The sequence below is a fragment of the Amycolatopsis cynarae genome (assembly GCF_026802195.1).
Classification (GTDB): domain Bacteria; phylum Actinomycetota; class Actinomycetes; order Mycobacteriales; family Pseudonocardiaceae; genus Amycolatopsis_E; species Amycolatopsis_E rhizosphaerae.
On record NZ_CP113836.1, the window covers coordinates 5,594,685 to 5,614,530 of the forward strand.

At 71.1% G+C, this 19,846-nt stretch carries 16 protein-coding genes; 7 read left to right on the top strand and 9 right to left on the bottom strand.

Going from position 1 to position 19,846, the window contains the following annotated elements; genetic code table 11:
• The first annotated feature begins 15 nt into the window (after positions 1-15).
• A complete protein-coding gene (locus tag ORV05_RS26815; RefSeq protein WP_268754772.1) occupies positions 16-969 on the top strand; it encodes a helix-turn-helix domain-containing protein in 954 nt (317 codons plus the stop codon).
• A 3-nt stretch (positions 970-972) separates the two neighbouring features.
• Here the strand turns inward: ORV05_RS26815 and ORV05_RS26820 are convergent, their stop codons facing one another.
• The 3 genes from ORV05_RS26820 to ORV05_RS26835 all read right to left on the bottom strand — a co-directional run bounded on the left by ORV05_RS26820 (position 973) and on the right by ORV05_RS26835 (position 3,686).
• On the bottom strand, positions 973-1,740 hold the full coding sequence (locus ORV05_RS26820; protein ID WP_268759911.1) for a putative hydro-lyase: 768 nt from the start codon (positions 1,738-1,740) through the stop codon (positions 973-975).
• 81 nt (positions 1,741-1,821) lie between these two features.
• Positions 1,822-2,259 carry a MarR family winged helix-turn-helix transcriptional regulator gene (locus ORV05_RS36385; protein ID WP_326938089.1) on the bottom strand — a complete coding sequence of 146 codons (438 nt, stop codon included), beginning with the start codon at positions 2,257-2,259 and terminating at the stop codon, positions 1,822-1,824.
• The gene (locus ORV05_RS26835; protein WP_268754773.1) at positions 2,256-3,686 is read right to left on the bottom strand and encodes an MFS transporter; all 1,431 of its coding nucleotides are present in this window, start codon (positions 3,684-3,686) and stop codon (positions 2,256-2,258) included. The genes ORV05_RS36385 and ORV05_RS26835 overlap by 4 nt, the downstream gene beginning before the upstream one ends.
• 177 nt (positions 3,687-3,863) lie before the next feature.
• Between ORV05_RS26835 and ORV05_RS26840 the strand changes: the two genes are divergently transcribed.
• Entirely contained in the window at positions 3,864-5,534 is a 1,671-nt protein-coding gene (locus tag ORV05_RS26840) for an IlvD/Edd family dehydratase (RefSeq protein ID WP_268759912.1), read from the top strand.
• 56 nt (positions 5,535-5,590) lie between these two features.
• On the opposite strand, the gene ORV05_RS26845 is transcribed toward ORV05_RS26840, so the two are convergent.
• The 4 genes from ORV05_RS26845 to ORV05_RS26860 all read right to left on the bottom strand — a co-directional run bounded on the left by ORV05_RS26845 (position 5,591) and on the right by ORV05_RS26860 (position 12,296).
• Complete coding sequence (locus tag ORV05_RS26845) at positions 5,591-5,920, bottom strand: STAS domain-containing protein (RefSeq protein ID WP_268754775.1); 330 nt, start codon at positions 5,918-5,920, stop codon at positions 5,591-5,593.
• Positions 5,917-7,515, bottom strand: a complete 1,599-nt coding sequence (locus ORV05_RS26850; RefSeq protein ID WP_268754776.1) for an ATP-binding SpoIIE family protein phosphatase — start codon at positions 7,513-7,515, stop codon at positions 5,917-5,919. Before ORV05_RS26850 ends, ORV05_RS26845 begins: the two co-directional genes overlap by 4 nt.
• Before the next feature lie 213 nt (positions 7,516-7,728).
• Positions 7,729-10,215 carry a DNA gyrase/topoisomerase IV subunit A gene (locus tag ORV05_RS26855; protein WP_268754777.1) on the bottom strand — a complete coding sequence of 829 codons (2,487 nt, stop codon included), beginning with the start codon at positions 10,213-10,215 and terminating at the stop codon, positions 7,729-7,731.
• A gap of 23 nt (positions 10,216-10,238) precedes the next feature.
• Entirely contained in the window at positions 10,239-12,296 is a 2,058-nt protein-coding gene (locus ORV05_RS26860; protein ID WP_268754778.1) for a DNA gyrase/topoisomerase IV subunit B, read from the bottom strand.
• A 226-nt stretch (positions 12,297-12,522) separates the two neighbouring features.
• Here ORV05_RS26860 and ORV05_RS26865 point away from each other — a divergent pair, with 226 nt between their 5' ends.
• Together ORV05_RS26865 and ORV05_RS26870 are read left to right on the top strand one after the other, a co-directional pair.
• Positions 12,523-13,476, top strand: coding sequence for an RluA family pseudouridine synthase (locus tag ORV05_RS26865; RefSeq protein WP_268754779.1), 954 nt, complete (start codon positions 12,523-12,525; stop codon positions 13,474-13,476).
• A gap of 102 nt (positions 13,477-13,578) precedes the next feature.
• Positions 13,579-14,421, top strand: a complete 843-nt coding sequence (locus tag ORV05_RS26870) for a class I SAM-dependent methyltransferase (RefSeq protein ID WP_268754780.1) — start codon at positions 13,579-13,581, stop codon at positions 14,419-14,421.
• Between the two features lie 6 nt (positions 14,422-14,427).
• Here ORV05_RS26870 and ORV05_RS26875 read toward each other — a convergent pair whose 3' ends face one another.
• Positions 14,428-15,174 (bottom strand): class I SAM-dependent methyltransferase, encoded by a 747-nt coding sequence (locus ORV05_RS26875; RefSeq protein ID WP_268754781.1) that lies wholly within the window; start codon positions 15,172-15,174, stop codon positions 14,428-14,430.
• Between the two features lie 323 nt (positions 15,175-15,497).
• On the opposite strand from ORV05_RS26875, the gene ORV05_RS26880 reads away from it, so the two are divergent.
• The gene (locus ORV05_RS26880; protein WP_268754782.1) at positions 15,498-16,727 is read left to right on the top strand and encodes an MFS transporter; all 1,230 of its coding nucleotides are present in this window, start codon (positions 15,498-15,500) and stop codon (positions 16,725-16,727) included.
• Between the two features lie 49 nt (positions 16,728-16,776).
• Here the strand turns inward: ORV05_RS26880 and ORV05_RS26885 are convergent, their stop codons facing one another.
• On the bottom strand, positions 16,777-17,241 hold the full coding sequence (locus ORV05_RS26885; RefSeq protein WP_268754783.1) for a DUF1203 domain-containing protein: 465 nt from the start codon (positions 17,239-17,241) through the stop codon (positions 16,777-16,779).
• A gap of 267 nt (positions 17,242-17,508) precedes the next feature.
• On the opposite strand from ORV05_RS26885, the gene ligD reads away from it, so the two are divergent.
• Together ligD and ORV05_RS26895 are read left to right on the top strand one after the other, a co-directional pair.
• Entirely contained in the window at positions 17,509-18,420 is a 912-nt protein-coding gene (gene ligD / locus ORV05_RS26890) for a non-homologous end-joining DNA ligase (RefSeq protein WP_268754784.1), read from the top strand.
• A gap of 55 nt (positions 18,421-18,475) precedes the next feature.
• Positions 18,476-19,843: an MFS transporter gene (locus ORV05_RS26895; RefSeq protein ID WP_268754785.1), complete on the top strand. Its 1,368-nt coding sequence runs from the start codon at positions 18,476-18,478 to the stop codon at positions 19,841-19,843.
• Positions 19,844-19,846: the final 3 nt, after the last annotated feature.

A 19,846-nucleotide genomic window follows, 5' to 3' on the forward strand; every position in this document is an offset into this window, starting at 1 on the left:
CGCTAAAATCCTGCCATGCTGAAGACGGTCGCCGCCCTGCTCATCGATCAGCTCGCCCCGTTCGAATTCGGCGTGGTCTGCGAGGTGTTCGGCATCGACCGGTCCGACGACGGGGTGCCCGTCTTCGACTTCCGCGTCTGCGGCGAGCAGGCGGGCAAACCGCTGCGCACCTCGATCCCCGGCGTGCTCGTCACGCCGTCCCACGGGCTTGAGGGGCTCGAAGGCGCCGATCTCGTCGCGCTGCCCGCGGCGCTCCTGCGCGAGGAGTACCCACCCGCCGTACTCGAAGCGATCCGGGCCGCCCACGCGCGGGGCGCGACGGTGCTGTCCGTGTGCAGCGGCGCCTTCCTGCTCGGGGCGTCCGGACTGCTCGACGGCAGGCGCTGCACCACGCACTGGCACCACATCGCGGAATTCCAGCGGCGCTTCCCCGAGGCGAAGGCCGACCCCGACGTGCTGTTCGTCGACGAGGGCGACATCATCACCAGTGCCGGGACCGCCGCCGGGATCGACGCCTGCCTGCACCTCGTGCGGCGGGAACTCGGTTCCTCCGTGGCCACCCTGATCGCGCGGCGCATGGTCGTCCCGCCGCAGCGCGACGGCGGGCAGCGCCAGTTCGTCGAACTGCCGGTGCCCGAATGCTCCGGGGACAGCCTGCAACCCGTGCTCGCCTGGATGCTGGACCACCTCGCGGAAGAGCACACCGTCGCCGGCCTCGCCCGCCGCGCCGCCCTGTCCGAGCGGACCTTCGCGCGACGGTTCGTCGCCGAAACGGGCACCACCCCGCACAAATGGCTTTCGACCCAGCGGGTCCTGCACGCGCGGAGCCTGCTCGAGGACACCAGGCTCGGCATCGAGGAGATCGCGCGCGAGTGCGGTTTCGGCACCGCGGCCCTGCTGCGGCACCACTTCCACCGCCTCGTCGGTGTCTCACCCCACGACTACCGCCGCTCCTTCGCCGCCTCCTGATGATCAGTCGATGCGGTACTCCGTGTGGCGAACGTCGGTGACGAACATGTGGCCAGGGGCGTGGGTGACGGCGAACGGCGGCCGGGAGGCCATCAGCGCGGCCTGAGGGGTGACCCCGCAGGCCCAGAACACGGGGACGTCGCCGGGCCCGGCCACCACCGGATCGCCGAAGTCCGGAATCGCCAGGTCGCCGATGCCCAGCTCCGCGGGGTCCCCGGCGTGCACCGGCGCGCCGTGCACGGCGGGCATCCGGCCGCTGATCCCGGCCGCCTGCCCCACCAGGTTTTCCGGGACCGGACGCATCGACACGACCATGGGGCCGTGCAGCCGCCCGGCGGGGCGGCACGCCCGGTTGGTGACGTACATCGGCACGTTGCGGCCCTGCTCGACGTGCCGCAGCGGGATGCCCGCCTTCGCCAGTTCCGCCTCGAAGGTGAAACTGCAGCCGATGAGGAAGGCGACCAGATCCTCACGCCACCACGGTGTCGCGTCGGTGGTCTCCTCGACGAGCTCGCCGTCCCGCCACACGCGGTATCCAGGGAGGTCGGTGCGCAGGTCTGCACCGGGCGCGAGCACGGTGGTGGTCCGCCCCGGGTCGGTGACGTCGAGCACCGGGCACGGTTTCGGGTTGCGCTGGCAGAACACCAGCAGGTCGTAGGCCCAGTCACGCGGTACCGCGACGAGGTTCGCCTGCGTGTACCCGTCGGCCCACCCCGCCGTGGGCGCGACCGTACCGCCGCGGAAGAGCGCACGGGCCTCCGCGGGGGACAGGGCCGCCGGTTCGTCCACCGTCGTCATCCCTCCACTTCACCAGACCCGATGGGGAGATGCCATGGACCAACCGGCGGGAGTTCACGCGGTCGCGGAATCCCTGAGCCCGGACAGGATGCGGTCCAGCGCGGCGAGGTCCTCGGCGGGCAGTGAGCGCAGCGATTCGGGCGGGGTGGACAGGATCCGGTTCGCGGTCGCGGCGACCTCGCGGCCCGCTTCGGTGACCGTGACGAGCTTGCACCGCCGGTCGTCCGGGTGCACCGTGCGCTCGACGAGGCCGCGCCGTTCCAGATCGTCCACCAGCACCGTCGCGTACGGCCGGTCGGTGAGCAGTTCGGCCGCCAGCTCGCGCAGCGTCATCGGCCGGGCCGCGACCCGCCGCAGGGCCTTGGTCTTGACGAAGCTCATGCCGAGGGTGTCCACGACCTGCTTGCGGGTGTCGTGGTGCTCCAGCACCAGCTCGCGCATCCGCTCCCAGACCCGCGCCGAGACTCCAGTGGTGTCACCGGCCTCGCTCATCGTGCGCTCACCACCCGTTCTTCCGTTTCCACGAACCGCTCCGCGGTGCGGCGCGCCCAGGTCCCCGTCGTCGCGAAGCCGAGGATCACCGCCGTCACCCCGCATCCCACCATGATCCACCACGCGTAGTGGCTCGCCGGGGCGAACCCGGTGGCCAGCGGGCCGGTGATGTGCGAGGTGACCACGGCGCCGAGGACCGCCACCCCCAGTGTGGAGCCGACCATCCGGCTGGTCGAGGCGACGGCCGCGGCCACCCCGGCCTGTGCCCGCGGCATCCCGGACACCGCCGTGTTCGTGATGGGCGGGTTGAGCAGGCCGAAACCGATGCCGAACACCAGGTAGGCGGCGATCAGCAGGGGCAGGGGCGCGGTGGCGGTCACGCGGGTGAGCAGCAGGCCCGCCACGATGAGCGCGGTGGCGCCGAGGACCAGCGGGCGCCGTGCCCCGCGCCGGGCGACGATCCGGCCCGAAACCGGCGCCAGGGCGAGGATCATCGCCGCGGTCGGCAGGGTCAGCAGTCCGGCGTGCAGTGGCGTGAGACCGCGCACGTTCTGCAGGTAGATCGCGTTCAGGAACAGGAAGCCGCCCATCGAGGCGAAGGCGCACACCGCTATGACGGTGGCCCCGGAAAACGGGGCACTCGCGAAGAACCGCGGGTCGATGAGCGGTTCGGCCCGCCGCTTCTCGTACGGCACCAGGACGGCCAGCGCGAGCACGGTGATCGCGAAGACGCCCAGGGTCCGCGCGGACAGCCAGCCCGCGTGCGGCGCTTCGATGATCGCGTAGGTGAGGCTGCCCAGGATCACGATGACCAGCGCCTGCCCCACCGGGTCGACGCGCCGCGCCCGCGGTGCCTTCGACTCGGGCACGAACAGCGCGGCCAGCGTGAACGCGGCGATGCCGATCGGCACGTTGATCCAGAAGATGGACCGCCAGCCGACGGCGCCCACCAGCGCGCCGCCGGTCACCGGGCCGAGCGCCATGCTGACCCCGAACACCGCGCCCCAGACCCCGATCGCGCGGGCGCGTTCCCTCGGCTCGGTGAAGGTGTTGGTGACGATGGACATGGCCACCGGATTGAGCATCGAACCGCCCACGGCCTGCAGCATCCGGAATGCGATCAGCGGCGCGATGCCGGGGGCGAGGCTGCACAGCAGGGACCCGAGGGTGAACAGCGCGAGCCCGGTCTGGAAGGTCCGGCGCCGTCCCACCCGGTCGCCGGTGGAGCCGGACAGCATCAGCAGCGCGGCCATCACCACGGTGTAGGCGTCGATCGTCCATTGCAGGCTGGAGACCCCGGCACCGAAGGTGCGCTGGATCGACGGCAGCGCGAGGTTGACGATCGTGCTGTCCATCGAGACGAGGAACAGGCTCAGGCAGCAGATGGCCAGGACCAGCAGCTTGCGCCGCGGGGTCGGTTCCGGCACGGATCCCTCCGATTCGTTGTAGGCATCTAACGATTATAAGCCTACAACTAATCGACGCTGGACACCTAATCATCTAATGATTTAACGTTTCCTCGCGGGATCCTCGGAGCGGAGGGAGTCATCGTGACGGGCGAGCGGCGCAGTGCGGCCTGGTTTTCGGCCACCGGACGGCCAGGCATGATCTACCGGTCGTGGATGCGGAACCAGGGTTTCGGTGCCGAGGTCTTCGACGGCAGGCCGGTGATCGGCATCGCCACCAGCGCTTCGGAACTCGCGCCGTGCAACGCCCACCTGCACCGGGTGGCCGAGGCGGTCAAACGGGGCGTGTGGCAGGCCGGAGGATTCCCACTGGAGTTCCCCACCATGGCCACCGGCGAGACGCTCATGCGGCCCACCGCCATGCTCTACCGCAACCTCATGGCCATGGAGGTCGAGGAACTGATCCGCGCCAACCCGCTCGACGGCGTGGTCCTGCTCTCCGGCTGCGACAAGACCACGCCCGCGATGCTGATGGCGGCCGCCAGCGTGGACCTGCCGTCGATCATGGTCACCGGCGGCCCCATGCTCAACGGCAAGTACCGGGGCACCGACGTCGGCTCCGGAACCCACGTGTGGCGCTTCGAAGAAGAACTCAAGGCCGGGCGGATGACCCAGGAGGAATGCTTCTTCGCCGAAGGATGCATGGCCCGGTCCAACGGGCACTGCATGACCATGGGCACCGCCTCCACCATGGCCTGCCTGGCCGAGGCGCTCGGCATGCAGCTGCCCGGTTCGGCCACCTGGCCCGCGGTGGACGCGCGCCGCTTCGAAACCGCGCAGGAGGCGGGCCGCCGCATCGTGGCGATGGTGGACGAAGACCTGCGCCCGTCGCGGATCCTCACCCGCGAAGCGTTCGAGAACGCGATCCGGGTCAACGCGGCCATCGGCGGCTCGACCAACGCGATCATCCACCTGCTCGCGCTCGCGGGCCGGACCGGGACCGCACTCGCGCTGGACGATTTCGACGCACTGGCCCGGCCCGTGCCGACGCTGGTCGACCTGCTGCCCTCCGGCCGGTTCCTGATGGAGGATTTCTGTTACGCGGGCGGGCTTCCGGTGGTGATGAAGCAGCTCGTGGAGGCGGGTCTGCTGCACGGGGCGAGCGTGACGGTCACGGGCAAGAGCGTCGCCGACAACGTCGCGACGGCGGCCTGCTGGAATCCCGAGGTGATCACCCCGCTCGACGACCCGTTCCAGCCCGCCGGTACCGGAACCGCGGTGCTGCGCGGAAATCTCTGCCCCGGCGGGGCGGTGGTCAAGCAGTCGGCGGCCTCACCGCATCTGCTCACCCACCGGGGCCGCGCACTGGTCTTCGACTCGGCCGAGGACTACCACGCCGTGTGCGACGATCCGGAGCTCGACGTGGACGCGAACACGATCCTGGTCATCCGGGGCTCGGGCCCGAAGGGGTACCCGGGCATGCCCGAGGTGGCGAACGTGCCGCTGCCGTCGAAGCTGCTCAAGGCCGGGGTGACCGACATGGTGCGCATCTGCGACGGCCGGATGAGCGGCACCGGATACGGCACGGTCGTCCTGCACGTCACCCCGGAATCGGCGCTCGGCGGCCCGCTCGCCCTGGTGCGCACCGGGGACGAGATCACGCTCGACGTCCCGGCCCGCACGCTCACCCTGGAAGTCGGGGACGCCGAACTAAACCGGCGCCGCGCCGCCTGGCGGCCGCCGCGGCCCCCTTCCGACAGCGGATACACCTGGCTCTACGGCGAGCACGTGCTCCAGGCCGACCAGGGCGCGGACTTCGACTTCCTGCGCGGGCGCCGCGGGCACGCCGTCCCCCGCGACTCCCACTGAAGGGCTGTGAAGGGTCCCTTCACGGCGAGCCCCAGCCTCTCCGGCGGGAAAGAACGTCAGGATGGGTCGTCGAACAGCATGCGGGCCACCGGGGACAGCCCGGAAAGCTCGATGACGCGGCGGACCGGCGACCGCGACGGCACCACCAGCTCCAGCTCCATCTGCAGCACCCGCATCCGTTCCCCGAGCTGGAACAGCACCCGCAGCCCCGCACTGTCCAGATAGGACAACCGGGTCAGGTCCACCACCACGGCGGCCACCTCGTTGCCCACCGCCGCGTTGATCTCCTCCTGAACGGCGGCGGCGTTGTCCAGGTCGATCTCGCCGGACAGCTCGATGCACACCCTGCCGTCCAGCACCCGCGTCTCGACCCAGGCCTCGGTCACGATCCACGCTCTTGGCCAAGGGCGCGGCGGATGACCACCCGCGTGCCGTCCTCACCATGCTCGACGTGGACGTCGTCGGCACATTTCTGCATCAGCAACAGCCCCCTGCCCCGGTTGATCCCTCGCGGCCGGCGCCACCGGCCCGTGTCCCGGACGGTCACCACCGCGTCGCCCTGCCGCCGTTCCAGCAGCACCGTCACCATGCCCCCGGCGGGACCGTACGCGTGCTCCACCACGTTCGTGCAGGCCTCGCCGACCGCGAGCAGCAGATCCCCCGCGGCCTCGGGGTCCGCGGCCACCGCGGACAGCCACCGGCGCATCGTCGCCCGGATCTCCTTCAACGCCTCGGGAACCGCGGGCACCGCCACCTCCAGCGGACCGACCTCCTCGACGGTCTGGCGCCGGAGGGTGAGCAACGCGACGTCGTCGTCCGGCACCTCGTCCCCGATCAGCCGCCGCATCACCTGCGCGCACACCCGGTCCGCGGTCTGGACGGAAACCGCCTCGCGCAACAGGTCCAGACCGGTATCGAGCGGACGGTACCGGCGTTCCACCAGACCGTCGGTGTACAGGCAGCACACCGCGCCCTGGGGCAGTTCGACCACCGTGCTGTGGCGGCGTGCTTCGTGCACCGCGCCGATCGGCGGGTCGACCGGCAGCGTCACGAATTCCGGGTCCTTCCCCGGCACCGCCAGCAGCGGTTCGAGATGCCCGGCCGAGGACAGGTGCAGCCGTTCGAAGGCGGAGTCGAGCGTGGCGTAGAGCACCGTCGCCATCATCCCCGGCTCGAAATGCAGCGCCTTGCGGTCCAGCCGGGTCAGCACCTCCGCCGGGTCGTCCGTCTCCAGGGCGTAGGCGCGCAGCGCGCTGCGGAACCGGCCCATCACCACCGCCGCGGGCAGGTCGTGGCCGACCACGTCGCCCATCACGATGCCGACCCGGCCGGACGGAAGAGTGAAAACGTCGTACCAGTCCCCGGCGACGCTGGAACGGCCGCCCGGAACGTAGCGCGCGGCGATGTCCAGCGTCGGCAGCGCCGGGAGCTTCGCGGGCAGCAGACTCCGCTGCAACTCGGTGGCGGCGGCCCGCGCCGCCTGCGACCGTTGCGCCTGGATCGACAACGCCACCCGGTCGCCCGCGAGTTGCAGCAGGTGGATGTCGTCTTCGGTGAACGAGTGGTCCCGGACCGTCCCGACGTGCAGCACGCCGATCAGCGACCCGCCCACCAGCAGCGGCACCCCGAGCAGGGTGTGCAGGCCCCGCTCCCACAGCAACTGGTTGACCACGGTGGTCTCGTCGATCCGCTCGAGCAGCACGGGCCGGCGCTCCGCGGCGATCCGGCCGGCGAACCCCTTGCCGAGCGGGACGCGCACCCCCTGGTGGACCTCGGGATCCATGCCGCGCGCCGCCGCGGCGAACAGCTCGCCCCCGCCCGGTTCGAGCAGCAGCACCACCGCCGTGTCGGCGTGCATCACCCGCCGGACCCGTTCCAGCAACTCGGTGAGCACGTCCTCGGTGTCGAGATGGGCAAGCGCGTGGTTGCTGACGAAACCGATCCGGCGCAGCCTGTCCTCCGCACTCGCCGTCGATGACATGATCCGAGATTGCCCAGCCTTACCCGTTCGGAAACCCGGGGTTACGGTGCGTGTGGCACCCACCGGTGATGCGACCCCCGGGCCAGAACCCGTCCCACCACCCGCCTTGGGACCAAGGTAACTCCGCTCCGCTCCCCCGTCGAGTCCTCCGGTCGGGCGCGGCCGGGGAACCGGGGAGGACCCGCCGGCGACGGGGCCCCGGCGGGCCGTGGGTCAGGGGCGCTCGATCAGATAGCCGACCACGTCGGGCCCGGGGTGCGCGGCACCCGAGCCGTCCCGGCGCGCCACCGGTTCCGGCAGCTCCACCGGATCCCCGTTGCGGGAGGCACCCGCGGGCCGTGGACCGATCCACGCCACCGACAGCGCGGTCTCGCCCTTGAGGAACCGGTGCGCCCGCACCCCGCCGGTCGCGCGGCCCTTCGCCGGGTACTCGGTGAACGGGGTGACCTTCACGCTGGTGCCGGTGGCGGTGACCACCATCGGCTCGCCCCGCTCCGGATCGTCCGTGCGGACCGCGCCGAAGAACACAACCTGTGCATCGGGAACCAGCTTGATGCCCACCATCCCGCCGCTCTTGAGCCCCTGAGGCCGCACCAGCGACACCGACAGCCGCAGCAGCGACCCGTCCGAGGCGACGAACGCGAGGGTCTCGCGCCCGTCGGTCAGCCAGCTCGCCCCGACCAGTTCGTCGCCGTCCTTGAGCGTGATGATCTCGAACTCGTCCGCCCGCACCGGCCATTCCGGGGCGCACACCTTGACCACGCCGTGCTTCGTGCCCAGCGCCAGCCCCGGCGAACCGGCGATGTGCTCGCCGAGCGGCGCGAGCCCGACGACCCGCTCCCCCTTCTCCAGCGGCAGGAGTTCCCGCGCGGCCATCCCGCCGCGCAGCGACACCGTGCCGCCCTGCTCCGGCAGCACGGGCAGCGGGAGCACGTCGGTCTTGAACGCGCGGCCGCGGCTGGTGATCAGCAGCACCTGCCCGCGGGCGGTCGAGGACACGACCGCGGCGACGGCATCGTGCTTGACCCGGCCGTGGCGGCGGCGCCCCTCGGGGGCCTCCTCCGACTCGGCCGCGGTGCGCGCCACCAGGCCGGTGGCGGACAGGACCACCTGGCACGGATCGTCGGCGACCTCCAGCGGACCCGCCGGCTGCGAGGCGGCCAGCACTTCCTTGAGGTCGCCGTCGATCAGCGCGGTACGGCGCTCGCTGCGGAAGTCCTTGGCGATCTTGGCCAGTTCGGTGGACACTACGCGCTTGAGCACGGACTCGTCCTCGAGGATCTTCGTCAGCTCCGCGATCTCCTCGCGCAGCCGGTCCTGCTCCTCCTCCAGTTCGAGCTTGTCGTACCTGGTCAGCCGCCGCAGCGGGGTGTCGAGAATGTAGCTCGCCTGGATCTCGGAGAGCTTGAACCGCTTCATCAGGCCGTCCTTGGCCGCGGCCGCGTTCTCGCTGTTGCGGATCAGCCGGATCACCTTGTCGATGTCCAGCAGGGCGAGCAGCAGACCCTCCACCAGGTGGAGCCGCTCCTCGCGCTTGCGGCGGCGGTACCGGGTGCGCCGGGTCACCACCTCGTAGCGGTGCGCGAGGAACACCTCGAGCAGTTCCTTGAGCCCGAGCGTCCGCGGATGCCCGTCGACCAGGACCAGGTTGTTGATCCCGAACGACTGCTCCAGCGGGGTGAGCCGGTACAGATCGGCCAGCAGCGGCTGCGGGTTCACCCCGACCTTGCACTCGATCACCAGCCGTGTGCCGTTCTCGCGGTCGGTGAGGTCCTTGACGTCGGCGATCCCGGTGAGCCGCTTGGACTTGTTCACCTCGTCGGTGATCTTCTCGATCACCTTCTCCGGGCCGACGCCGTAGGGCAGTTCGGTCACCGTGATGGCCTGACGGCCGCGGCTGCCTTCGAGCGGCCCGATCTCGACCTTCGCCCGCATGCGGACCACCCCGCGGCCGGTTTCGTAGGCCTTGCGCACCTCGTCGAGCCCGAGCAGCAGCCCGCCGGTGGGCAGATCCGGCCCCGGCACGAACTCCATCAGCTTGTCCAGCGAGGCGTTCGGGTGGTTGATCAGCCAGCGGGCGGCGCCGATGACCTCGCCCATGTTGTGCGGGATCATGTTGGTCGCCATGCCGACCGCGATCCCGGAAGTACCGTTGACCAGAAGGTTCGGATACGCGGCAGGCAGCACCGACGGCTCCATGAGCGAACCGTCGTAGTTGGGCCGGAAGTCGACGGTCTCCTCGCCGAGCTCGCCCACCAGCTGCATCGCCTCCGGCGACATGCGCGCCTCGGTGTACCGGCTGGCGGCGGGCCCGTCGTCGGGCGAGCCGAAGTTGCCGTGGCCGTCGATGAGCGGCGCGTTCATCGAGAAGTCCTGCGCCAGGCGGACCATCGCGTCGTAGATCGCGGTGTCGCCGTGCGGGTGGTAGCGGCCCATCACGTCGCCGACCACGCGCGAGGACTTCACGTACGCGTGCGTGGGCCGGTATCCGGCCTCGTTCATGGCGAACAGGATGCGGCGGTGCACCGGCTTGAGCCCGTCCCGCGCGTCGGGCAGTGCCCGGGAGTGGATGACCGAATAGGCGTACTCGAGGTAGGAGTCCTCGATCTCGGTCTTGACCGGGTTCTCGAAGACCTGGGCACCGGCCTGGTCGAAGGCGGCCGGATCGACCCGGGTGGTGGGGGTTTTGCGGCGTGCCATTGTGCTTGCTTCTCCTGACGGCTTCAGATGTCGATCGCGGCCTGGTCGACCCGGGCGGCCGAGGCGACCAGCCAGTTGCGCCGGGGTTCGACCTTCTCGCCCATCAGCAGTTCGAGTGCGGCTTCGGCCGCCTCGGCGTCATCGAAGGTGATGCGCCGGACGGACCGGGTCGCGGGGTTCATGGTGGTCTCCCACAGCTCGTCGGCGTCCATCTCGCCGAGGCCCTTGAAGCGGGGAACCGGGGTGACGATCTGCTTGCCCGCGCGCTCCAGCTCGGCCACCTTCGCCTCCATTTCCCGCTGGGTGAAGGTGAAATGGGTCTCCGGGTTGCGGCCCCTGGTGGTGATCTTGTGCAGCGGCGGCATGGCCGCGTAGAGCCTGCCGTCCTCGATCACCGGGCGCATGTAGCGGGCGAACAGGGTGATCAGCAGGGTCCGGATGTGCGAACCGTCGACGTCGGCGTCGGCCATCAGGATCACCCGGCCGTAGCGCATCGCCGACAGGTCGAAGGTCCGCCCGGTGCCCGCCCCGAGCACCTGCACGATCGAGGCGATCTCGGCGTTCTTCAGCGTGTCGCCGAGGCTGGCCTTCTGCACGTTGAGGATCTTGCCGCGCAGCGGCAGCAGGGCCTGGTACTCCGAGACGCGCGCCATCCGCGCCGAACCGAGCGCGCTGTCTCCCTCCACGAGGAACAGTTCGCTGCGGGAGATGCCGGTGGTGCGGCAGTCCACCAGCTTCGGGGGCATCGAGGCGCCCTCGAGTGCGGTCTTGCGGCGGGCGGCGTCCTTCTGCTGCTTCTGGGTCAGCCGCACGCGCGCCGCGTCGACCACCTTCTGCAGCACGACCTTCGCCTCGGCCTTGGTCTTGCGGTCCTCGGTCCAGGCCTTGAGCTGCCGCTCCACGATGCCCTGGATCACCCGCGTGATCCCGGCGGTGGACAGCTCGTCCTTGGTCTGCGAGGTGAACTGCGGCTCCGGAATGCGCACGTGGATGACCGCGGTCATGCCCTCCAGCACGTCTTCGGAGGTCGGCAGTTCCTCCTTCGGCTTCAGCAGGCCCCGCGTCTTGGAAATGGCCTCCTGCAGGGCCTTCGTCGCGCCGCGGTCGAAACCGCGGCGGTGCGTGCCGCCGTGCAGGTTGCGAATGGTGTTGGTGAAGCACTCGACCGTGCGCTCGTAGCCGGTACCCCACCGCAGCGCCACCTCGACCTCGGCGTGACGCTCCACATTGGACCTCATCACGCCGTTCTCGTCGGCGGCGTTCTCCTTGTAGGTGCCCGTGCCCGTGATCAGCAGGGTGCCGGAGACCGGCTTCTCCCCGCCGGGGCTGAGGTACTCCACCATGTCCTTGAGCCCGTTGGGGAAGTGGAAGGTCTCCTCGCCGATCGAGCCCTCGGTGGCGTCCCGCAGCACGTAGGTGACGCCCGGCACCAGGAACGCGGTGTTGCGCAGCTTCGTGCGCACCGCTTCGGTGTCCAGTTTGGCGCCCGCCTCGAAGTACCGCGCGTCGTACCAGTAGCGGATCGAGGTGCCGGTGCGCTCGCCGCGCTTCATCCTGCCGGTCACGCGCAACCCGGCCTGCGGCGAGAACTTCGCCTTCGGGCCCGGACCGTCGAACACGCCGGGCACACCGTGCGCGAAGGACATCTCGTGCACCTTGCCCGTCTGCTTGACGGTGACGTCGAACCGGTGGGACAGCGCGTTCACCGCGGAGGCGCCGACGCCGTGCAGGCCGCCCGAGGTCTTGTAGCCCGAGCCGCCGAACTTGCCGCCCGCGTGCAGCCGGGTCAGCACCAGTTCCACCCCGGACAGGCCGGACTTGGCGTGCCGGCCGGTGGGGATGCCGCGGCCGTCGTCGTCGACCTGGACGCTGCCGTCGGCGTGCAGCGTCACCACGACACGGGTGGCGTGACCGGCGACACCCTCGTCGGTCGAGTTGTCCACGATCTCGCTGAACAGGTGGTTGATCCCGCGGCTGTCGGTGGACCCGATGTACATGCCGGGTCGCTTCCGAACGGCTTCCAGCCCCTCGAGGTGGGTGAGGTCGTCGGCCCCGTACAGGGGCTCAGCTGAAGCGGTCACAGGGTGTTTCTCCCAGGTTCTGGCATGCGGTTCGGCGAGGGGCCTGTCGTGGTGCCGCACCGGCGACCCACGGTGGGACAGGGTATCCGAACCCCCTGACAAGCCCGTGATTATCGCGCCGGGAGGGGATCATGGCGCGGCGGCGGGGGCGTCGCGCCCATCGGTACCGACCACCAGACTACCGCCGCCGGCACCCATCCGGGCTGGTCACCGCTAGAGTCGGGCTGTGAGACGCAGGCCGGATGCCCCGCTGCCGCCCCGCAACGGGCTGGACCCGGCGCGGATGAAGCTGCCCGCCGAAGGGCCGTGGGCGACCGTCCGGGACCACCTGGTGGAACGCATCCCCAAGCTGCCGCCCGCCCGGCTGGACGCGATGCTCGCCGAGGGGCGCATCGTCGGCCTGGACGGTCCGGTGACGGCGGACACGCCGTTCCGGCCGGGCATGTTCGTCTGGTTCCACCGCGATCTGCCCGACGAAACCCCGGTACCGTTCGAGATCGCCATCGTGCACCGGGACGAAAACCTGGTCGTGGTGGACAAACCACACTTCCTGGCGACCATCCCGCGCGGACAGCACGTGCTGGAAACCGCGCTCGTCCGGCTGCGCCGCGACCTCGGCCTGCCCGAGCTGTCCCCGGCGCACCGGCTGGACCGGGTGACCGCGGGGCTGCTGATGTTCGTGGCCCGGCGTGAACTGCGGGGCGCGTACCAGACCCTGTTCCGCGACCGGAAGGTCACCAAGGAGTACGAGGCCGTCGCCCGCCACGACCCCGCGCTGCCCCTGCCGCGCCGCGTGACCAGCCGCATCGTCAAGGAACGGGGCGTGATCACCGCGCAGGAGGTCCCCGGGCCGCCGAACGCGGAGACCCTGGTCGAACTGGCCGAGCATCGCGACGGGCTCGGCCGGTACCGGCTGGTGCCGTTCACCGGCCGCACCCACCAGCTTCGCGTCCACATGAACCGGCTCGGCATCCCGATCCTGGGCGACCGCTGCTACCCGGCGCTGGTGGAGACCCCGTTGCACGACTTCAGCCGCCCCCTGCAACTTCTGGCGAAGACGCTGGAGTTCACCGACCCGGTCACCGGGAAGCACCGGCGGTTCGAAAGCACCCGCACCTTGGCGGCCTGGACCTCCTATGCCGACTGGGACCGGGATCCACGCTCGTCAACGCGGCTGTGAGGGAAGAGTCCGGGGCCGTCGAGATCCAAGCGTGATCGGTTGGGGATTTCCGAATTTTTCTTTTTGTGATATGATGCACAAAATGCCGGATAACGTGTCGGCGTGCATTCCGAAATCAGCCAGACGGCCCTGACCGCGGCCGCCGCCCGCGCCGCCCATCCGCTCGTGGACGCCGAGCCGCGGATCTTCACCGATCCGCTCGCCACCCCGCTCCTCGGCGCCCAGGCGGAGGAGTTCCTGCGCTACCACCGCGAGCACGGCGCCCATCCGATCCTGGCGGCCGCCCGCGCCCAGGTCGTGATCCGCAGCCGCTACACCGAGGACAGGCTCGCCGAGGCGGTGCGCTCCGGCGTGACCCAGTACGTACTGCTCGGCGCCGGCCTCGATTCCTTCGCCTACCGCAATCCCCTGCCGGTGCACGTGTTCGAGGTCGACCATCCCGCGACCCAGGAGGGCAAACGCGCCCGGCTGGCGGCGGCGGGCACCCCGGTGCCGGACACCGTGTCCTACGCCCCCGTCGACTTCGAGGCCGGTTCGCTCACCGCGAGCCTGCGCGCGGCCGGGTTCGATCCGGCACGTCCCGCGTTCGTCGCCTGGCTCGGCGTCACCGTGTACCTCACGCCCGGCTCGATCCGGCGGACCCTGGCCGCACTGGGCACCTTCGCCCCCGGTTCGCAGCTCGTCGCCGACTACCTGGTGCCCGAATCACTGCGGGACGAGACCGGGCGCGCCTATGCGCGGGGCGTGGGCGGGGTCGCGGCCGAGCGGGGTGAGCCCTGGCTTTCCTTCTTCGCCCCCGGGGAAATGGCGGCACTGCTGTCCGAGTACGGGTTCCGGGTGCTCGACGACGCCGGGCAGCGCGAAGCGATCGTGCCCGGACTGTGGCGGCGGACCGACAGCCTGTCCCCCAGTTCCCTTTCGCGCCTGGTCCACGCCGGGCGCTGAGCGGGCTCAACCGCGGCGCGCCTCGATCAGGAAGCGCTGGGAGTGCGCGACGAAGGACCCGTGCTCCCGGATCAGGTCGTGCAGGTCGGCCAGCCGCGCGCGGTAGGTCTCCACGTCGAAGCCCGGCACGATCCAGATCACCTTCCGCAGGAAGTGCACCACGGCGGCGATGTCGTGGAACTCCATGCGCAGCGCCTCCTGTCGCAGGCCGGTCACCGTGAGCCCCGCCGCACTCGCCGCCGCCACCGCCACCGAGGCGCTGCGGGCCTGGCTCACCGGTTGCGGCCCCATCAGGTAGTCGGTGAGCTCGCGCACGCTCCCGGCGCCGACCTGCTGGGACAGGTAGGTCCCGCCGGGGGCGAGCACGCGCGCGATCTCGTCCCAGGCGACGATCACCGGGTGGCGGCTGACCACCAGGTCGAAGGTCCCGGAACGGAACGGCAGCGTGTCGTCGGCCGCGCCGACCACGAAGGCGCCGAGCGGGCGCAGCTTCTCCCGGGCGAGCGCGAGGTTGGGGGGCCAGGACTCCGTCGCCGCCAGCAGCGCGGGCGGCCGGGACACCGTGGCGAGCACCTCGCCGCCACCGGTCTGCACGTCCAGCGCAGCCGTGGCCGAGGCCATCCGCTCGGCCATCAGCCGCGCGTAACCCCAGGATGGCCGGGCCTCGGTGGCCCGTCCCGAGAACCACGAGAAGTCCCAGCCTTCGACCGGCACGGAGGCACCCTCGCTGAGCAGTTCGTCGAACGTCGGCATCGGGAAAGAATGCCGGAGCGGCCGGGGTCCGCGCGAATGATTTACCGTTATCGCCTATCCCGTTCTTCTTTTCCGGCGAACCGCGTAGGCACTCGATCACGGCGTCACGACGAGAGAAGAAGTCGGCACGCGCAGCAGTGTTACCTCCCCGGATGTCGGCATCGACACAGGTTTGAAACCTGGCGAGGCCGGGTCGTTACGGTAACGTTATTGGCGTACGGGCGAGCCGGCCGCATTTGTCCGACTGGGCCGGCCCGCCACCATTCGGGCGCGTTTTCCGCGCCAGCGAAAGGATTACCGTTTTGCGGCGAAATATGCCGCCGATGCTTCGTGCGCTCGCCAATCGCAACTACCGCCTCTGGGCCTCGGCCGACCTCGTCTCGGTCACCGGCAGCTGGATGCAGGTACTCGGACTCAACTGGGTGGTCCTGGCGCGCACCGGCTCGGCGACTTCGGTCGGCTTCTCGGTCCTGCTGAGCACCCTGCCCGCGCTCCTGCTGGGGCCCTGGGCGGGCGCGCTCGCGGACCGCCACCCCCCACGCCGGATCATCCTCGCCGGTGAGAGCCTCCACCTGGTCACGGCGCTGCTGCTGGCCTTCGTGGTGTGGCGTGACCTCCCCATTTCCGCGATCTACGGACTTACCGCGGTCGGTGGTCTCATCGGCGCGCTGGAAGGCCCGGCCCTGGGCCGGTTCGCCGGCCAGGTGGTGTCCAAGAAGGACCTCGGCAACGCACTGGCCTGGAACTCGATCACCAACTCCGCCGGGCGGGTACTGGGCATGAGCCTGGCCGGGGTGCTGGCCGCGGTGGTCGGCAACCCGCTGCTGTTCCTCATCAATGCCGCCAGCTTCGTCGCCGTGATCGTGACCGTCATGGTGATGCGGCCCGCGGAGTTCCACCCGCTGGAGGTCAGCCCGCCCGAGCAGGCGGGTGTGCGGGCCGGACTGCGCTACGTCGGCCGGAGCCGGATGCTGATCGTCCTGTTCGCCCTCGGCTTCGTGCTCTCCGGCCTCGGCCGGAACTACCAGGTCACCATGGCCGCCATGACCGAGGGACCGCTCGCCGCCGGTGCCGCGGGCTACGGCGCGCTGTCCTCGGTGTTCGCCGTCGGCACCGTCCTCGGCGGGATCCTCGCCGCCCGTGCCAAGGAACTGACCATGACCGTGCTGCTCGTCGCGGCCGCGGCCACCAGCGCGCTGCAGGCGGTCAGCGGGTACCTGCCGGGCCTGTTCGGGTTCGGCGCCGCGATCCTGCCCATCGCCGCCGGTGCCGTCGTGATCGACACGGCGAAGAGCACCCGTGTCCAGCTGGACTCGCACGAGGGCATGCGCGGCCGTGTGCTGGCTCTCCAGGGCGCGGTCGCCGCGGCCGCGGGCGCCGTCGGCGCGCCGCTACTCGGCTGGATGTCCGAGCACCTCGGGCCGAGGGAGGCACTGCTCGTCGCCGGGCTGGTCACCCTGGCCGCCACCGCGGTCGCGGCCGCCGCGCTTCGCGTCCGGCAGCCGGCGGCGGAAGAGATCGCGGACGAGATCACCGTCCCCGTGGCCGCCTGACCGGCTCAGGCCGCGCCCGGACGTGTTCCCGGGCGCGGCCTCCGCGTCGTCACGCCGGGCGGGCGCAGAAGTTGTAGCAGCCCGCGACGACGTTGCGGACGTGCACGATCGACACGCCCGGCTCCGCGAGCAGCCGGGCGATCTCCCGTGCCCCCTGCTCACCGTCTTCGACCAGTGCGCCTTCGCCCATGTCGCCCCGCTCGTCGTAGGCACGCACGATCTGGCGCCGGTGCGCCAGGCCCGGCGGGTACTCGGTCACCGTCGCGTAGCCCGGGCAGTCCTCGGCGTGGACGAACAGCGGCCCCCGCTCGGCATAGGGGCCCGCGGTACCCGGAGGGGTGTAGGCCATCAGCACGACGCGTTCCCCTGGAAGCGATTCCCGCAGGCAGCACCGCAACGGCGTGCCCCCCTCCTCGTCGATCCGCGGCTCGAGCGGATTGCCCGCCTCGTCGCGTCCGGCGGCACGGATACGGTCCAGGTAGGAGACTGGGATCGCCTCGATCAGAAAGCTCATGCCCCGAGCTTTCCGCCGCGCGGCCGCCGAAGCTGGCGAGAATCGGCCATCGGCCTCCGGCGGAGCTGTGCGCGAGCTGTGAGTTGCTGGGCGAAACGCCGGTTCCGTCTTACCCTGGAGCACGGGAGATCCCGCGGTCCTGCCCGATGCCCGTCGGCATCCGGCGCACGAGCGGTCCCTGGCGCGGTTCCCCCCTAGCCCGCCAGGGACCGCGTCCCCCCGGCCTCGTGAGGTGCGCGGCGGCCGGGGGTGCGGCACAGTGGAGCCATGGCGGGGCAGCGCGTGACGGTGCAGGTCGACGGCCGCCGCATGGTCCTGTCCAACCTGGACAAGGTGCTCTACCCGGAAACCGGGTTCACCAAGGGCGACGTGATCGACTACTACGCCAGGGTCGCCCCGGTGCTGCTGCCCCACCTTCGCGACCGGCCCACCACCTTCCGCCGCTTCCCCGAGGGCGTCGGCGGCGAACCGTTCTTCGAAAAGGACGTGGCGCGGCACGCTCCGGCCTGGGTGCGCACCGCGCGGCTGCCCAGCAGCCGCGGCCGCGAGGGGGTCAACGCCCACCCGCTGATCAACGACCTCCCCACGCTGGTCTGGGCGGCCAACCTGGCCGCACTCGAACTGCATGTTCCACAGTGGACGGTCGGGCCGGGGCAGACCCGGCACCCGCCCGACCTGCTGGTGTTCGACCTCGATCCGGGCGCGCCCGCCACCATCGTGGAATGCTGCCGGGTCGCGGTCCTGCTGCGGGAAGAACTCGCCGCCGACGGGCTGACCCCGTACGCGAAGACCAGCGGTTCCAAGGGCTTGCAGCTCTACTGCGGGGTGCGGGCCCGGCGGCCCGCGGCCACTTCGGAGTACGCCAGGGCGATCGGCACCCGGCTGGCCGGGCGTCATCCCGGTGAAGTGGTGGCGGCCATGGCCAAGGCGCTGCGCCCGGGCAAGGTGTTCATCGACTGGAGCCAGAACAACCCGGCGAAGACGACCGTGGCACCGTATTCCCTGCGCGGGCGGGAGCGGCCCACCGTGTCCACGCCCGTCACCTGGGAGGAGGTCGAGTCCTGCCGCCGTCCCGAGGACCTCACGTTCACCAGCGGTGACGCCCTGGCCAGGGTGGAAGCCCACGGCGACCTCTTCGCCCCCGTGCACGACGACCACGTCGCCGTCCCTGGAGCGTAAGGAGAGGTCGGGAACCCGCCAGCGGAAACGGCTCCGCGGCCCCGAAGATCGGGGCGTGACTACCACCACGACTCCGGTCGCCTTCCGCGGGCGACTGCTGGCGGTCCTGCTCACCGGCCAGTTCATGGCCAATGTGGACACCGCGATCGTCAATGTGGCCGCCCCGTCGATCGCCGCCGAACTGGCCGCCACCGGCGGACAGCTCGCCCTGGTCGTCTCCGGCTACCTCGTCGCCTACGCGGTGCTGGTGGTCACCGGAGCACGGCTCGGCGCCGCACACGGCCACCGCCGCGTCTTCTGCGGCGGCCTGGCCCTGTTCACCCTTGCGTCGCTGGCCTGCGGGCTGGCGACGGGGCCGGTCACCCTGATCGCCGTCCGTTTCGCGCAGGGCGCCGGTGCCGGGCTGATGGTGCCCCAGGTACTCAGCGGGATCCAACTGCACTTCACCGGCCCGCACCGCATGCGGGCGCTCGGCTGGTACGCGATCGCCCTGTCCGGGGGCGCGGTCACCGGTCAGGTGCTCGGCGGACTGCTGGTTTCGGCGAACCTGTTCGGCCTGTCCTGGCGCCCGATCTTCCTGATCAACGTGGTGCTCGGGGTACCACTGCTCGCCGCCGCCCGGCTGGTCCTTCCCCGCGACGACGGGCGCGGGGACCGGCCGGTCACCGCGGCACCGGTGGTGGCGCTGTCGGTTTCGGTGCTGCTGCTGATCGTGCCGCTGGTCCTCGGCCGCGACCAGCACTGGCCACTGTGGACCTGGCTGTGCCTGGCCGCGAGTGTGCCCGCCTTCGTGGGGTTCCTGCGCGTGGACCGGCGCGCCCCGGCACCGCTGATCGCCCCCGAGGTGTTTCGCGACCCCTTGGTGCGCAACGGTCTTCTCGCGCATGGGCTGACCACGATGACCTACTTCTCGCTGCTGTTCGTGCTCGCGCTGTACCTGCAGCAGGGGCTGCGCACCGGCCCGGTGTACTCGGGACTGGCGATGGTTTCCTGGGTGGTGGCGTTCGGGGTGGGCGGGAAACTGCCGGTTCGCTTCCTGCCCCGGCGGCGGGCCGTCACCGGCTGCCTCGTCCTCGCCACCGGATACGTCGCGGTGTGGGTCTACCTGCTGGCCGGGGGCCGGGCGGGACTGCCGCTGTCCGGCCTGCTGACCATCGGCGGGCTCGGGCTCGGAATCAGCGCCAGTGCGCTGGTCGGCACGATGACCTCGGCCCTTCCCGACCGCTACGCCGCCGACCTGTCCGGCCTGATCACCACGAACGCGCAGCTGACGGGCGCGCTCGGGATCGCCGTGGCGGGCACCGCGTACCTCGCCCTCCCCGTCCCGCCCGCGACCGCGTTCACCCTGGTGCTGATCGGCTTCACGGTGCTGGCCCTCCTCGGCGCGACCGCGGCCACCCGGACCACCCGGGCGTTGCCGTGAGGG